Annotated in this window: 12 protein-coding genes; 6 read left to right on the top strand and 6 right to left on the bottom strand. The window is 41.7% G+C overall.

Annotated elements, in window-relative coordinates:
* Positions 1–57: 57 nt before the first annotated feature.
* The 3 genes from ACVW2L_RS16270 (at position 58) to ACVW2L_RS16260 (ending at position 1,837) form a co-directional block, all read left to right on the top strand.
* Positions 58–417, top strand: a complete 360-nt coding sequence (locus tag ACVW2L_RS16270) for a DUF3471 domain-containing protein (protein ID WP_457129010.1) — start codon at positions 58–60, stop codon at positions 415–417.
* Positions 418–428: 11 nt separating this feature from the next.
* Positions 429–1,166, top strand: coding sequence for a hypothetical protein (locus tag ACVW2L_RS16265; protein ID WP_457129009.1), 738 nt, complete (start codon positions 429–431; stop codon positions 1,164–1,166).
* A 152-nt stretch (positions 1,167–1,318) separates the two neighbouring features.
* The gene (locus tag ACVW2L_RS16260; RefSeq protein WP_457129008.1) at positions 1,319–1,837 is read left to right on the top strand and encodes a PPC domain-containing DNA-binding protein; all 519 of its coding nucleotides are present in this window, start codon (positions 1,319–1,321) and stop codon (positions 1,835–1,837) included.
* Between the two features lie 35 nt (positions 1,838–1,872).
* Here ACVW2L_RS16260 and ACVW2L_RS16255 read toward each other — a convergent pair whose 3' ends face one another.
* Entirely contained in the window at positions 1,873–2,244 is a 372-nt protein-coding gene (locus ACVW2L_RS16255; RefSeq protein WP_457129007.1) for a VOC family protein, read from the bottom strand.
* A 98-nt stretch (positions 2,245–2,342) separates the two neighbouring features.
* Between ACVW2L_RS16255 and ACVW2L_RS16250 the strand changes: the two genes are divergently transcribed.
* A complete protein-coding gene (locus ACVW2L_RS16250; RefSeq protein ID WP_457129006.1) occupies positions 2,343–4,835 on the top strand; it encodes a M14 family metallopeptidase in 2,493 nt (830 codons plus the stop codon).
* Between the two features lie 96 nt (positions 4,836–4,931).
* On the opposite strand, the gene ACVW2L_RS16245 is transcribed toward ACVW2L_RS16250, so the two are convergent.
* The 5 genes from ACVW2L_RS16245 to ACVW2L_RS16225 all read right to left on the bottom strand — a co-directional run bounded on the left by ACVW2L_RS16245 (position 4,932) and on the right by ACVW2L_RS16225 (position 9,775).
* Positions 4,932–7,370, bottom strand: a complete 2,439-nt coding sequence (locus tag ACVW2L_RS16245) for a TonB-dependent receptor domain-containing protein (RefSeq protein ID WP_457129005.1) — start codon at positions 7,368–7,370, stop codon at positions 4,932–4,934.
* Positions 7,371–7,551: 181 nt separating this feature from the next.
* Positions 7,552–7,782: a hypothetical protein gene (locus ACVW2L_RS16240; protein ID WP_457129004.1), complete on the bottom strand. Its 231-nt coding sequence runs from the start codon at positions 7,780–7,782 to the stop codon at positions 7,552–7,554.
* A gap of 8 nt (positions 7,783–7,790) precedes the next feature.
* Positions 7,791–8,771 (bottom strand): hypothetical protein, encoded by a 981-nt coding sequence (locus ACVW2L_RS16235; protein ID WP_457130209.1) that lies wholly within the window; start codon positions 8,769–8,771, stop codon positions 7,791–7,793.
* Positions 8,710–9,423, bottom strand: a complete 714-nt coding sequence (locus ACVW2L_RS16230) for a PspC domain-containing protein (RefSeq protein WP_457129003.1) — start codon at positions 9,421–9,423, stop codon at positions 8,710–8,712. The genes ACVW2L_RS16235 and ACVW2L_RS16230 overlap by 62 nt, the downstream gene beginning before the upstream one ends.
* 19 nt (positions 9,424–9,442) lie before the next feature.
* A complete protein-coding gene (locus tag ACVW2L_RS16225) occupies positions 9,443–9,775 on the bottom strand; it encodes a PadR family transcriptional regulator (RefSeq protein WP_457129002.1) in 333 nt (110 codons plus the stop codon).
* A 183-nt stretch (positions 9,776–9,958) separates the two neighbouring features.
* Between ACVW2L_RS16225 and ACVW2L_RS16220 the strand changes: the two genes are divergently transcribed.
* Positions 9,959–13,162, top strand: coding sequence for a SusC/RagA family TonB-linked outer membrane protein (locus tag ACVW2L_RS16220; protein ID WP_457129001.1), 3,204 nt, complete (start codon positions 9,959–9,961; stop codon positions 13,160–13,162).
* 23 nt (positions 13,163–13,185) lie between these two features.
* Positions 13,186–14,928 carry a SusD/RagB family nutrient-binding outer membrane lipoprotein gene (locus ACVW2L_RS16215; RefSeq protein WP_457129000.1) on the top strand — a complete coding sequence of 581 codons (1,743 nt, stop codon included), beginning with the start codon at positions 13,186–13,188 and terminating at the stop codon, positions 14,926–14,928.
* Positions 14,929–14,953 lie beyond the last annotated feature (25 nt).

The following is a 14,953-nucleotide window of genomic DNA, read 5'->3' as shown; positions in this document are numbered from 1 at the left end:
GATTTGAGTGGACGTGAGGCTAATTATTAAGCTTCTTTGCCTCAAAAAACCTAACAAATGAAAAAGCTTTTTACTTCATTCCTCCTCAGTGCATTTATCTGCACGGCAACGTTTTCCTGTGATTTTATTACGGATCGTCCTGCCTCCGTTCAACAATCAGCATTAGCTACTTACGAAGGTAAATATCAAATGATGGTTAAAGGCCAGGCGGCCTATATAGAGATCAAACTAACTGGCGATCAGTTAACGCTTACCTCACTATGGGACAAACAAACCAACAAGATCAAACATCTGTCAGGCGATAATTTTATAATGGAGGGGCACGATTGGTCGGTAAAATTTACGCGCGATGCCAAGGGCAAAGTTACCGAAGTGATAGTGATGGGTACAGATCGCTGGAAAAAGGTAAACGGATAAGCCAAAGCCAGATGAAAGATACATCGTTACTAAAAAAGGTCGTTACCAGTGTAATGGCCGGATTGATAGTTGCCGCCGCATTGTTGGTAATTGGCCATAGCGGGGCCATTTCGTGGTTTCCACCGCCGGTGGTATTTTCGTTGGTGGGCCTTGTATTACTGTTGTCAATTATTTTCCCATTTGTGTGGCAGTATAAGGAAAAGCGGCAGGCATGGAACTCTACCAGGATTTACGTGTGGTTTTATAACGTTATACGTTACGGTATTGCTTTTAACCTGATTACTTTTGCATGTAAAAAGTTTTTTGGTTTACAGCTAACGGCGACAAGCAACACATCAGACGTGCCGCTGAACCAGCAAAGCGGCGAAACGCTTACCTGGTATTACTTTAGCTATTCGCATACTTTCGCGTTTACTTTAGCCTTGCTACAGTTAGCGGGTGCTATGCTGCTGCTGTTCCGCAGAACGCTTTTGTTAGGTTCAGTCATCCTGTTCTCGCTAATGTTAAATATTACGCTGATAAATATTTTTTACCGTCTAAATCTCGGTGCTTTGTTGCAATCCTTAATTCTTACGGCTGGGCTGATATTTATATTGCTACTCCACTATGAAAGACTGCTAACCTTTTTTATCAAGCCACAGCCAGATTCATTTGCACCTACCGGTGGTAGTTTAAAAAGCAAAAACCTGATAAGGCTTTCGATGATAGCAGTGGCATTATTGTATACGTACTATCTAACATTTGTATAGCTTGCGTTGTATTAAAATAAGCTTTGACAACTTTCAAAAAGTTGTCAAAGCTTTAATGTGGGCTGCTTTAAATAGCTATAACCAAGATAATCTTTAAATTTGCAAAACAGAAAAAAGGTTAGATTATTTAGTGCGCAATAAATACACCACTCATGAAAAAGCTTTTAACCCTGATATTTATTTTCACTTCATTTGCCTCATTGGCACAGGTTAAACCCATTACCGCTGCCGATCTGGATTACCGTAAAGATGGCAACGGCAGTTATTTGCTTGTTTTAAAAAGGGGCCAGCCGCTTATTGCCAGCCTGAATGCTTTTATGGCAAAAGAGAAATTGCCCGGGGCAAGTATATCCGGCCTGGGTGCGGTAGCGAATGTGGAGATAGCTTATTATGATCTGGTAAAGAAGAAATATAAGTATCAAAAGTTCGTCCCATCAATGGAGGTACTCTCGCTTAACGGTAACCTGGGTACATTTGAGGGCGCTCCGGTGGTACACGCGCATGTTGCCCTTGCAGACTCTAACTATGTGGTTCGCGGTGGTCACGTAAAAGAGGCTGTGGTTTCGCTGATATTGGAGATAACCATAGTGCCAACCACCAAGCCCATTACCCGCGAGTGGAACAAGGAATTTAACGAGCTGCGTACCATAACGAAGGTGAAGGAGGAATAGAAAATCCCGACCTTTATAGCAATGATAAGAGGTTTTTAATTCCTTTTATTAAACTCCCCAAAGTGCCATAATATACCTGCCGGATCATGCAAAAAGCATTCGCGACCCCATGCTTCAGTGCGTATGGGTGTAAGCTTTACGCCGCGGTATTTGGCGGGAAGATCAAGGGCTTTTAGTTCATTAAAGTAACGGTCAACATCGTCAACTTCTAAAAACAACATGGTATTCTCTATCCAAGCCTTAACGTAATAGGCCTGCAAATAAAAAGAAAGCTTGCCTGTTTCAAATACCGACATATCATTCGATATTACGGTTTCCTTAAAACCCAGGTCGCGGTAAAAGCTGCGCGAAATATTGAAATCCTTTGATCCGATAAACGGGCGGAGGGATATGGCGTTGTGTTGCATCCAATATGTTTATATCAAACTTAATAAAATACTCGCAATACCCTTGTTTTTTGTTTCCTGTTATTTTATCCCTAAATTAGTTTTCTGCCAATCCCGATATGCTAAAAAAAACTTTCTGCCTTTTGCTTTGCGCTTTCTGTTTCATAACTGCTTTCGCTCAAAAACTACAATCTCCTGATGAGTTTTTAGGCTATAAGATAGGTTCGCAGTTTACCAGCCATTACCGCCTGGTTGATTATTGCAGGTACGTGGCAGCTACCTCAAAGCAGGTTAAACTGATGCAGTACGGCATAACTAACGAGGGCAGGCCGCTAATGGCCATGTTTATTGCGTCTGCAGAAAATATTGGCAAGCTGGAAAGCATACGGGTAAATAACCTGCGCCTTGCGGGCTTGGATAAAACAGCTGCGGCTGCTACCGGCGCGCCGGTAATTATTTGGCTCAGCTATAATGTACATGGTAATGAACCATCATCAAGTGAGGCGGCTATGCAAACTCTATATGATATGGCCAATCCAGCTAATGCCCGCACACAGGCATGGTTAAAAAATGCTGTGGTGGTTATTGACCCTTGCCTTAACCCCGATGGGCGCGAACGCTACGTAAATTATTATAGTTCTGTAAAGGGAATAACACCCAATACCGATCCCTCATCGCGCGAGCATAGTGAGGGATGGCCGGGCGGAAGAGTTAATCATTATTATTTTGATCTTAACCGCGACTGGGCGTGGCAGGTGCAAAAAGAAACGCAGGAGCGCATGGCGCTTTACAATAAGTGGATGCCTCAAATACATGTTGATTTTCATGAGCAGGGTTATAACTCGCCCTATTATTTTGCGCCGGCCGCGCAACCTTTCCATAAGGATATTACTGCCTGGCAGCAGGAGTTTCAAACCACCATTGGTAAAAACAATGCTAAGTATTTTGACCAGAACGGCTGGCTTTATTTTACCCGGGAGGAGTTTGACCTGCTGTACCCATCATATGGCGACACCTATCCTATTTATAACGGCTCTGTAGGCATGACGTATGAGCAGGGTGGCATTGGGGCTGGTTTGGCGGTAAGTACTCGCACAGGCGATGTGCTTACACTTGCAGATCGTATTACGCACCATCAATCTAACAGTTTAAGTACCATTGAAACAGCGGCAGAACATGCACAAAAAGCTGTGATCGAATTCAAGAAATATTTTGATAGCGCTGCAACCACTCCGGTGGGCGATTTTAAAACCTATGTTGTTAAAAATGATAACGACGATAATTTAGTCGCGCTAAGCAATCTGCTTGATCAGAACGGCATTCAGTATCGCATCGGATCAAGGGGCAGCTTTAACGGCTTTGATTATTTTACCGGGAAAAACGCGCAGTTTACAATTACAGCGAAGGATATGGTGATAAGTGCCTATCAGCCAAAATCTGTTTTGCTTAATGTGTTGTTTGAACAGAAGACATTTTTAACTGATTCAAACACATACGATATAACTGCATGGTCATTGCCCTATGCTTACGGCCTCAGGACTTACGGGCTTAAAGATGCTTTGCAAATTTCAGCCCCTGGTCCGATTAAACCCCCGAAGGAACAAGCAGGCACAGGAGCGTATGCTTACATAAATACCTGGAAGTCTGTTGAGGATGTAAAATTCCTGGCCGCGTTGCTCAATGAAAAAGTAAAAATACGTTTCTCTGAGCGTGCGTTTGAGGTTAACGGCAATCAGTTTGCTGCCGGCTCTTTAATAATAGCGAAGGCCGGAAACGACCGGCCCGATCTTGATGAGTTGATAAAGCGCGCTGCTGCTAAATTTGGCAGGAAACCTGTGCCGTTGTCGTCGGGATTTGTAGAAAAGGGAGCTGATTTGGGGTCCAGCGTTGTAAGGTATATTAAACCACCTAAAATTATGGTAATTGCAGGCGAGGGTGTATCTGCAGAAAACATGGGCGAGGTTTGGCACTTTTTTGACCAGCAAATAGGCTTCCCGGTTACCATAGTAAGCCATAGCGATATAGGCAGGGTTAAACTGGCTGATTTTAATGTGATCATTCTTCCGGATGGACAATACGAGGATTTTAAGGCCGAACGGATAGCAGCCTGGGTGAAGGACGGCGGCAAACTTATTGCCATGGGGGGCTCAATAAAGCAGCTTATAGAGAAGCAGGGATTTGCTATAAAAAATGCAGATAGCATTAACACCGACAAAAAGAAGGACAAGCCCGAAATTAAAATGTACGAAGATAGGCAGCGGGACGCTGTTAATAACAATGTAGCGGGTGCAATTTATAAAGTTGATCTGGACAATAGCCATCCCCTTGCTTTCGGATACCCCGACTTTTACTATACCCTAAAGCTCGATGACAGTTTATATGGTTTGCTGGATGACGGCTGGAATGTGGCTACCATAAAAAAGGATGCTTATGTGGCTGGTTTGGTGGGTAGCAAGAACAAAGAGAAACTAAACAAAGGTGGCTTATTGTTTGGCGTACAAAATATGGGCAGGGGTTCTGTAGTTTATATGGTTGATGACCCCTTGTTCCGTGGTTTTTGGGAAAATGGGAAATTGCTTTTCAGTAATGCTGTGTTTATGGTTGGGCAGTAGATTTTAGTTAGCAGTTTGCAGTCTGAAGTTTCTATCATAGTCAGTTAACAGTTAGCAGTCAACAGCTTTTAATACTGCCAACTGCTAACTGCCAACTTAATTACCGCTGCTAACGCGTCCCTTCTCGGCTTCGGCGCCACTGCGGTGCTGCCTGGCTTTGATGTTAGTGCTACCGAAATTGTAAGTGAGGTTAACACGTAAAACGCGTGTATCGCTTTTTTGCCTTATCTTAAAATCATTACCCAACTCGGTACTGTTAAGGTCGTTTCTCAAGGTGTTAAATATATCACTTAATGAAACCTTCACATTCAATTTTTTATTTGCAAGGGCGCGGCCTATGCCTGCATCAATAGAATACTGCGGGAATAGGTGATAAATACCGTAGGTTAAAGCAGAGCGGTAATTACCGGTAACTTCTGCCCTAAATTTGGCCACTGTAAAATTTTGTGTTGAACGGAAAGTAAAAGCACGTTGCCCGTTATCTACGCTGCCGCCAATTAAACCTGTCGATTTAAATCCGAGATAAAAACCATTAAAGTTTACGTTGCCTGTCCACCATTTTGTTATAGTAAAAGGCGAGTATATGGTAACTCCATAGCTTTTTTGCGTACGTAAATTCTCGTTCGTTTGATAGGTCCTGTTACCTTCTGTTAATATAAGCTGTGTAATTACGTCAGTAGTAAGGCTATAATTAAAACTCACGTCAATGGTTTTGTTGTAGGTGTAGGTCAGATCAAAATTGTTCGTGTATTGCGGCTTCAGGAAAGAGTTACCTTTCATGAAAGTGAAATCATCAAGATAATAATCAAAAGGGTTAAGGTCACCATAGTTAGGGCGGTCAATACGGCGGCTGTATGAAAAACCTACATCATTCTTTTTACCGAAAGCGTGGTTGATAAACACGCTCGGGAAGAAATTAAGATAGCTCCGTTTTATACGCTTGTTTTCGCTAACCAGATCACCGTCAGACTCGGTGTTTTCTGCACGTAAACCCACTTGGATAGAACCGTTTTTAAACTGATGATTGATGTTGGTGTAAGCAGCTGCAATTTGCTCTGTATAAATAAAACGGTTAGTGCGGGTCTCATCATTAATAAAATTTCCATTGGCTAATTTTTGGGCCCGCAGGTCATTATCCGTTTTAACGCTGCTAAATTTGGCGCCAGCTTCAAGTTTCCATGTTTTGCTAAGCGGTTTGCTGTAGTCTGCTTTGCCGGTGTAAATTTCTATGCTTGATGGCGATTGATTGCGTAAGATCTTAAGGCCCGGCTTTGTCGGGTCAACACTGTTATCCGGCTTAAAATACAAGGTTCTGTATTCTGCAATAGAATTGTTAGAGAATTTTGAGTAGTCAAGGTCAACAGCAAGTTCCTGCCCCAATGTATCTATCTTAAGCCTGTCGTTGGCGTTAAAAGCCAGGTTCTTATAACGGTTGTTAATTTCTGAGCCGGTTGTTAAGTAAGACAATAGTTGGCGCGTAGGCGAGCTCCTGTCAGTCCTATTCTCATTTATATCCTTCCCGCCGTTCGTGTAGCCACTTGCAACTATACCAAAGGTATTATTGGTGCTTGTTTCAAGGTCTGCGCCTATATTAAAATTGTTGTAATAACTGAATGAAGGCATTTTTGTTGCCTGGTCAAAAAAAGGCGTATCGGGGTTGGCCACAACCCTACTTATGGTCATCTCGCGGTAACGGTTATTATCGCCACGGCTAATGGTTCCGAAAATATTGAGCGGGCCATTTTTGTGGTTAATATTTAGGCTGGTAGCATCCCTGTTGCCTCTGCCGCGAGACCCACCTGCTGAAAGGCTGCCATTGGTGCCTTTTTGTTTGTTCTTTTTCAGTTTTATGTTGATGATACCCGAGTTGCCTGCTGCATCATACTTTGCTGATGGGTTGGTTATGATCTCGATAGTTGCAATTGTATTGCCATCGGTTGATCTTAATAAAGTAGCCAGTTGTGCCGATGAAAGATAGGTAAGCTTGTCATTGATCATGACGGTAACGCCTTGCTTACCCCGCAGACTGATGTTGTCGTCCTTGTCAACCGTAACGCCCGGAGCGCGCTCTAATATTTCCATGGCAGTGTTGCCCGCTGCAAGTATGCTGTTCTCCACATTCATTACGGTGCGGTCAACTTTACGTTCTATTAAAGGTTTTGCAGCAGTAATATTAACTGCGTTAAGGCTTCGGGCCGCTTCCGTCATGATAATAAGCGGCGTAGTTACTTGTGAGGAACCATCAGATGTAAGTACAGCGCTTAGTCCGTTGGCATACCCAACAGATGTAATTTTTACCAGATAACTGCCTTTAGCTACGTTATCAAAAAAATAAGCGCCTTTTTCGTCGCTTAACGTGCCTTTTACAATTACCGAATCGGTTGCCCGCAGTAAACTAACTGTTGCAAATTCAACCGGTTTGGCAGCGGCATCTTTAACGGTGCCCGTTATTTTAGATGTTTGGGCCTGCGCCATAGCCGTGCAGGCGAGAAAGAATAGTGCTATTATATATATCGAAGTAAAAAACTGTTTCATAACCTTTTGTTTTGGCAATAAAAATCCGCTAAAAGAAATCGCTTTCTTTTTTAAGCTATTATTAATGTTTTTAATGTTGATTAAGCCGCCGTACGAGCCGGTGGCTGTTGCTTGTTAAGCAGCGCTTTTGCGCTCATTTTACATTAAGATGCAAAAACCAGGGGGTAGGTTACAAACAAATTTACTTTTTATTTCCCTGCAACAGGTCGCCTTTATTAAGCGCCGGAAATAGAGGCAATATAACATCCTTAAGCACAGAGAAATACTGTTGCTGTTGGCCCGTTTTAAAAGGTTTAAGAGCCTTAAGCGTTGCAGGGCTTATGCCGGACGATGGCAAGGTAGCTCGATAAAAGGTTAATATAAGCCCGCTGAATAGCAGCAGGCTTATATATTTTAAATATGCAGTAAACATTTTCACGTTTATTTTACACGTTTCAGGGTATCGGGTTTTATGGTAACCGCGGTGTCAACCTTGCACTCCAGGCCATTAGGGGTCATGGTAAATGCCGCCCAATCCACGTCTGGCTTTTTATTATCTTCTTTACATTTATACATATCAACACCCCATACATATTGATCTATCTCATCGTCAATAACAATTATGGCATTTAACGGTACTTTTAAAGTAAGCTGTATTTCCTGATCGTGCCATGATGTACCGCTGATACGCTGCAGCTTCCTGTCAAATTTAATAACAGAATCTTGCTGAGTAAATAAATAGCGCGTTCCCCGGGCGTTAAACAAAGCATTTTCATAGCTGCTACCTTTTGAACGGTAGGTTTGCACCAATACAGGTTGGTCAACATCGCTTTTTTCTATAGTAATGTGCATGTTTTGCGGTTCGTTACGTTCAAAATCTTCCTCGCCGGTATTTATAGTTCCGGTAAAGCCGGGCTTAATGTCCAAACGCGTACTGTCTTCGCCGGTTAAATATTTAATATCATTTAGTTTTAAATAGTAAGTGTTGTTTGATGATTTGACTAACGGGGCTGTTTGCGTAAAACTTGCCGATGAGCGAAAGCCTCTACCAATCTTAGTGCCATAGTACAAGCCAATGCCAATGGCAAAAAGCCACACCGTTAACATCACCATTGCTGATGAGCGGCTTAGCGATTGCGTGTTGAATATAGCTTTTAAAATAAGTAGTATAATAGCCAGCACAGGGATAAAAAGAGCCAGAAAGACAGATATGCATATCCAGCCAAAGTGTTCGTTATCAATAATGCTGAATGGGAATATATCAAGCGGGCCGCTGTTCCATATTAACGCAAGCGCCAGGCATACTATCAGGGCAATGGCCATGGCAAAAAAGTCAATCAAAATAAATATGCCTAATATTTTAACAACAAGTTTGCCTGTAGTGCCAAAAAAGCGACCTAAAAGGTAAAAGAAATCGCTTATAAAAATCTCTTAGCTTATAAATAAAAGGTTTGGCCTCGTGTTTAAAGTTATTCATATTGGTTTTAACAGCGCTCATTTCCTCTTCCAGGTTATTTTTAAAACCTTGAAGGGTAAGCTTTTCCCCCTTCATGGCCATTTTGTCGGCACGACTAACGGCTCTGGGTATTACTATCCATAATATTATATACAGGATAAGGCCAAGCCCACCAAAAAATGTGGTTAATGCAAATAATAGTCTGAGCCAAATTGCAGAGATATTAAAATAGTTGCCAAGCCCGGCGCAAACACCCGCAACAAGGCGTTCATCAGGATCGCGAAACAAGGTACGTGTGCCGCCTGCGTAATCGTAAGTACTGCGCTGAGGGTTAGGAGCAGCATCTTCATCAGCATGTTCAAAATCCTCAACAGTTCCCATCTGGTCAATAACCGCTTTAACGTCAGCCTCAACAATAACCTGTTTGTTATCGCGGCTGAGCATTTCAGAGAACATTTCGGCTATACGGTTCTCTATATCCGTGGTGATCTCCAGGCTATCTGCCGAGTTTAAAAAATGGCGCTTAACGTCGGTCATGTAGCCTTTAAGTACCTCGTAAGCATCCTCTTCAATATGGAAGACAATGCCGTTTATATTTATTATGATAGTTTTATTCATGATGCAATTTTTTCAGGGTTTAATTATTTTTTCCAACGGCGGTTTGTACGGCAAAAACCAGCTCTTTCCAGGTAGTGTCTAACTGTTCAAGCATTTTTCGTCCGTCGTCAGACAGCGCATAATACTTTCGCGGTGGCCCGGATGTTGATTCAACCCAGTTATAAGTTAGCAGCCCATTGTTTTTAAGGCGCGTTAATAGGGGATATAAGGTGCCTTCAACTACAAGCAACTGGGCCTTTTTTAGTTCGGCAATTATATCAGAGGCGTAGGTCTCATCGCGGGCGATGATGGAGAGTATACAATACTCGAGTATACCCTTACGCATTTGTGTTTGTGTGTTCTCTGCGATCATGATACAAAGATATATGTTTTAAAATGTATTATGCAATACATAGTACTAAATTATATAAATTATTTTAGTTAAACGGATAAATAAATTTTTTTTTCATTGTTTATGTGAAAATATTTGCGAATTCAATAATGTAACACTACTTTTATGATTAATTAACTATTAACTGATCTTATTATTTAACACATGAAAAAACTTCTACTAGTAAGTTTGTGTGTGCTGGTGTTATGCGTAACACAAGTATTTGCACAAAACCGTACGATTACTGGTACGGTTACAGCCAAAGACGATGGCTTACCCATTCCGGGAGTAACAGTAAAAATTAAAGGAACATCCACAGGCGTACCTACCGATGCAAATGGTAAGTATTCAATTTCTGCACCAAGCGGCGCTGTGCTTAGTTTTTCTTTCGTTGCTTTCGTAACACAAGATGTTACCGTGGGCAATCAAAGCACAATTAACGTGAGCCTTGTTGCTGACAATGCATTGCTAAGTGAGGTTGTGGTAACCGCTCTGGGTATTGAGCGTCAGAAAAAAGACCTGGGCTACGCATCTGCAGTTGTAAAAAACGAAGCTATAAACGCGGGTAGTGCAGTTAACCTTGCAAATGGTCTGCAAGGTAAAGTATCAGGCTTAAACATTACCACTACTAACAGCGGCGTATTTGAGAACGTTAAAATTAACCTTCGTGGTATCCGTTCGTTGTTGGGTAATAACAACCCTTTGCTGTTGATAGACGGTGTGCAAACCGATATTAGCTACCTATCTTCTTTAAATCCTAATGACATTGAAGATGTTAACGTTATCAAAGGATCTTCTGGAGCTGGTATCTACGGTTCTGATGCAAGAAACGGTGTGATCGTTGTTACTACTAAAAAAGGAACAAGAACAGGCACTCCTGTTGTTACCATCAGTAACTCAACACAATTTCAAAGTGTTAGCTTCTTTCCTAAATTTCAAAACCAATTTGGTTTAGGCGGTGGCGGTAATAACCAAAACTTAGGTGGTTATGATCAAATTGAAAACTGGTCATGGGGTCCAAGGTATGACGGTTCAACAGTAGACATAGGTCCAGACCTTTCAGGGGTTGTTGATCCTATTTTCGGTCCGTTAACTACCCAACAAATAAAGTATAGCCCTAACGATTCAAGAACAAAGTTCTTTAACACGGCAACTATTGTTCAAAATGACGTTTCTTATTCTGAAAAGAACTTCTTCTTATCACTTCAGGACGTAATAAATAATGGTATAGTTCCTAAAGATCAAAATCGTAGGAGCGGTATTCGTTTAAATGTTACCAAAGAATACGGCAGATTGAAAATTGGCGTAAACACCAATTATATCCAAAATAATTATAACATCTTCGACCAGGAAGGTATGTCTGATTACAACACCACCCAAAACGTTGGTTTGAATCAAGGTTTAATGAACTTGTTATTTAACACTAACGGGTATGTTAACTTACAGGACTATAAGGATTTCAACAAAAATCCTTACGCTTCATACAACTATTATTTCACTAACTATGGTTTAAACCCATACTTTGCGGTAGATAATTGGCGCAAAGAAGGTAAAAAACAGGATCTGATAGCTAACCTGAACTTAGATTTTAAAGTTGCTGATTGGTTGAATTTAACCTACCGCGGATCTATCACAACTTCAACGCTTGTTGAAAGAAGAAAATCACAAGGCGAAGCTGCAAACGTTTTTGGTCATGACGTTAGAGGTTTCGGTTTGATACCAGGCGCGGTACAAGAGCGTAATTATACACAACAACGTATGTCGTCTGAGTTATTTGCTGCATTTAACAAGCAGGTTAACGAAGACTTTAAAGTATCAGCTATAGCAGGTACTTATATCCGCCAGGACAATGGCCGCGATACACGTGTTGGAGCGAGCCAGTTAACTGTAACCGATTTGTATAACATTTCTCAACGTGCCGGCGAGCTTACAGGTTCATCACCAATGCAACGTTCAAGAATGTTTGCTGTTTATGGTAGCGCTGGCGTAGGTTACAAAGGCTGGGCAAACGTTGAGTTTACAGCACGTAACGAGAAAACATCAGTTTTGGCTGAAGGACTTAACAGCTACTTCTATCCCGGTGTTAACGGTTCAATCATCTTAACAGATGCTATTAGCGGTTTAAAAAACAGCAATACTCTTTCTTATTTAAAACTACGCGGTGGTTGGAACAAAACTGGCAACTCTGATGTTGCTCCTTACCAGTTAGCTGCAACCTTCTCTCAAGGTGGTGGTTTCCCGTATGGTTCAACTCCTGGTTATTCAGCAGACGGTACTGTTTACAACTCAACACTACGTCCTGAGTTTATTCAAAGTACTGAGGCTGGTTTAGAAGCCGGTTTCTTTAATAGCAGAGTAAACATAGAATTTACAGCATTTAACCAAAAAATGACTGACCAGATCATCCCTATCAGTATTTCTAACGCGACAGGTTATGGTCAGGCTTTCGTTAACGCGGCGGCATTTACCAACAGAGGTTTAGAAATGGACCTGAAACTTACTCCATTAGTTGATCTGGGTCAGGTACACGTTAACTTTGCCGTTAATGCTACTTATAATGAGAGCAAAGTAACTTCGGTATATCCAGGCCTTGACCAGGTATCTGTAGGTGGTTACACCTATGCAGGCAACTGGGCTATTAAAGATTACCCTGCTTTTATGTTCAGAGCTACTGACTATAACCGCGATCCGGCAACCGGAAAAGTTATAGTAAGTGCACTTACAGGTGCACCGACTGCTGCTACAAACACTGCCATTTATGGACAAACAATGCCAAAATGGATTGTAGGTTTAAATCCATCTATCCGTTGGAAAAGCTTAAACGTGTCTGCATTATTTGAATACAAAGGTGGTCACCAGGCTTTTGCTGATATTGGCAACGCCATGTCATGGACGGGTGTTTCTGATCTTTCGGCTACTAACAGCCGCGAAAGATGGGTGTTCCCTAATTCTGTTTACCAAGCGGTTGCAGGTGGCCCTTATATTCCTAACACCAGCGTAACCTTGAATAACTCAGAAGGTTTCTGGACAGGTGTTGGCCGTTCTGTAGGTGCTAACTACCTTATAAGCGCAAGCTCATGGAGATTCCGCGAGTTGTCAGTAAGTTATGATTTGCCTGTAGCTGCTATATTCGGAAGCACTAAAGCTGTTAAAGCTATAAGTGTAGCTGTAACCGGCAGAAACTTAGCATTATGGTTGCCTAAAAATAACAAATACCAGGATCCGGACTTTACATTCGGGCCGTCTGCATCCAACTTTGGAACAGGCTCTACCACAGGTGTACAAACTGGTAACACTTCTGGTGTAAGTAACTCAACTATCAACCCTCCGGTTAGAACAATTGGCGGTAATATTACGGTTACATTTTAATAACACTATTAAATAGAAAAGAGATGAAAAAAATATTTATTCCAATTTTTACGGTAGCCTTGCTGTTCGCAACCAGCTGTAAAAAAGAGTTCTTTGACATCAATAATAACCCGAACTCACCTACGGAAGCCTCTGTAACACCTGATGTATTGTTAACGCGTATGTTGCATAACTTGGGTGTCAGAACAGTTAACGGCTATGATTACGCTGCACAATGGACAGGATACTGGGCTCACTCTGGTACTTATGGCCAGTCAGCAGAGATCGAATCTTATCAGATAACTGCTGCATTCCAGGCTGCTCAATGGTCAGGATGGTATGATTTAGCTTTTGATGCTTCAATTTTAGAGAAAAAAGGTTTAGCATTAAATAAACCGTTTTACGTTGCAACAGCAAAGGTTGTAAAGGCAATTTGCTTTATGAACATTGTTGACCAATACAATAATGCACCTTATTCAAAAGCTTTTGATTATCTTAACAATATCACTCCGGCTTATGATAAGGCAGAAGATATCTACAATGATCTGTTTGTTCAGTTAGATCAGGCAGCAAAATTGTTCAAGACAGGTGATGGCTCAACGCCAACGGCTGAAGAGCAAGCTGCGGATATTATGTTCGGAACTATGGGTTACAATCATGCAGCTAATGAGTCAGTGTTGTGGCGTAAATTTGTTAATACCATGCGCCTTAAACTATTGATCCACATGTCGCAATTACCTACCACCACCGCAAAAGCCACTACTGTTGTAGCTGCGATTACCGCTGATGGTGCAGGTTATCTGGGTGCTGGCGAAACAGCCGCAGTTAACCCGGGTTATGTTGCCGTTAACGGTAAACAAAATCCATATTGGGATACTTACAAGATCTCGGCATTAGGGGCTCTTGATCAATACAATAGAGCCAATACATATTTGTTGCAAAAATTTATGGGGCCAGACGGAAGGTTTGGAGCTAACAACCCTGGATTTGGAGCTCCTACGCTTGTTCTTTCTGCAACGCCTACAACAGCAGAAATAACGGCTTTTAATACCCAACAAACTCAGAGAGCAAAAATAACCACAGATGCTGCAGATGATGACTTGCGTTATATGTATGTTTTTAGTAAAGCGACATTGCCACTTTCAACTCCACAGTATGGTTTTCCGGCACAAACGCCCGCTCCTATAAATAATTATATTGGTGCGCAATTTGGAGAGGTTGTTCCTAATGCAGACGTATACAAAGCACCTAACCAGTCTGACGTAGCCGGACCAGGTTTGGCCAAATCTTTGTCACAGCCGCAACAAGTATTAACAGGAATTGAAAGCTTGTTCTTACAAGCTGAGGCTGCTGCGAGAAACTACACATCTGGTACAGCTTCAGTATTACTTAATAGTGCTATTACCGAGTCATTCATATTCCTAGGCGTTAATAAAACGACAATAGGTACTGATATTGCTCCTTCAGTTGCAGCTACAGATTATATTACTAAAAGAGCTGTTGCCACGAGATTAGCAGCCGCTGGCGATGCTGATGCAAAAGCCAAAGTAATTGTGTTTGAAAAATATCTTTCATTGATTGGTTTAAACCATCTTGAGGCGTACACAGATTACAGAAGATTAGGTGTTCCGGCAGACCTGCCATTATCATTAAATCCTGCAAGAGTAGCAAACGTTATCCCATTACGTTTGCAATATCCTCAAAACGAGTTTAACTATAACAGGGACAACGTAAATGCTCAGGGAGTAATAAATCCGCAAACGTCAACTATATTTTGGGACAGATAATAGTTTAACTAAAAAAGAACAAGAA

It is taken from the genome of Mucilaginibacter sp. HD30 (genome assembly GCF_054061755.1).
Note: the sequence above shows the minus strand (reverse complement) of the source record. Positions and strands in the feature narration are given on the sequence as shown.

Bases quoted from the DNA above. Each gene is read 5' to 3' on its own strand.
- ACVW2L_RS16270 (WP_457129010.1), top strand. From the start codon at position 58: ATGAAAAAGCTTTTTACTTCATTCCTCCTCAGTGCATTTATCTGCACG.
- ACVW2L_RS16265 (WP_457129009.1), top strand. From the start codon at position 429: ATGAAAGATACATCGTTACTAAAAAAGGTCGTTACCAGTGTAATGGCC.
- ACVW2L_RS16260 (WP_457129008.1), top strand. From the start codon at position 1,319: ATGAAAAAGCTTTTAACCCTGATATTTATTTTCACTTCATTTGCCTCA.
- ACVW2L_RS16255 (WP_457129007.1), bottom strand. From the start codon at position 2,244: ATGCAACACAACGCCATATCCCTCCGCCCGTTTATCGGATCAAAGGAT.
- ACVW2L_RS16250 (WP_457129006.1), top strand. From the start codon at position 2,343: ATGCTAAAAAAAACTTTCTGCCTTTTGCTTTGCGCTTTCTGTTTCATA.
- ACVW2L_RS16245 (WP_457129005.1), bottom strand. From the start codon at position 7,370: ATGAAACAGTTTTTTACTTCGATATATATAATAGCACTATTCTTTCTC.
- ACVW2L_RS16240 (WP_457129004.1), bottom strand. From the start codon at position 7,782: ATGTTTACTGCATATTTAAAATATATAAGCCTGCTGCTATTCAGCGGG.
- ACVW2L_RS16230 (WP_457129003.1), bottom strand. From the start codon at position 9,423: ATGAATAAAACTATCATAATAAATATAAACGGCATTGTCTTCCATATT.
- ACVW2L_RS16225 (WP_457129002.1), bottom strand. From the start codon at position 9,775: ATGATCGCAGAGAACACACAAACACAAATGCGTAAGGGTATACTCGAG.
- ACVW2L_RS16220 (WP_457129001.1), top strand. From the start codon at position 9,959: ATGAAAAAACTTCTACTAGTAAGTTTGTGTGTGCTGGTGTTATGCGTA.
- ACVW2L_RS16215 (WP_457129000.1), top strand. From the start codon at position 13,186: ATGAAAAAAATATTTATTCCAATTTTTACGGTAGCCTTGCTGTTCGCA.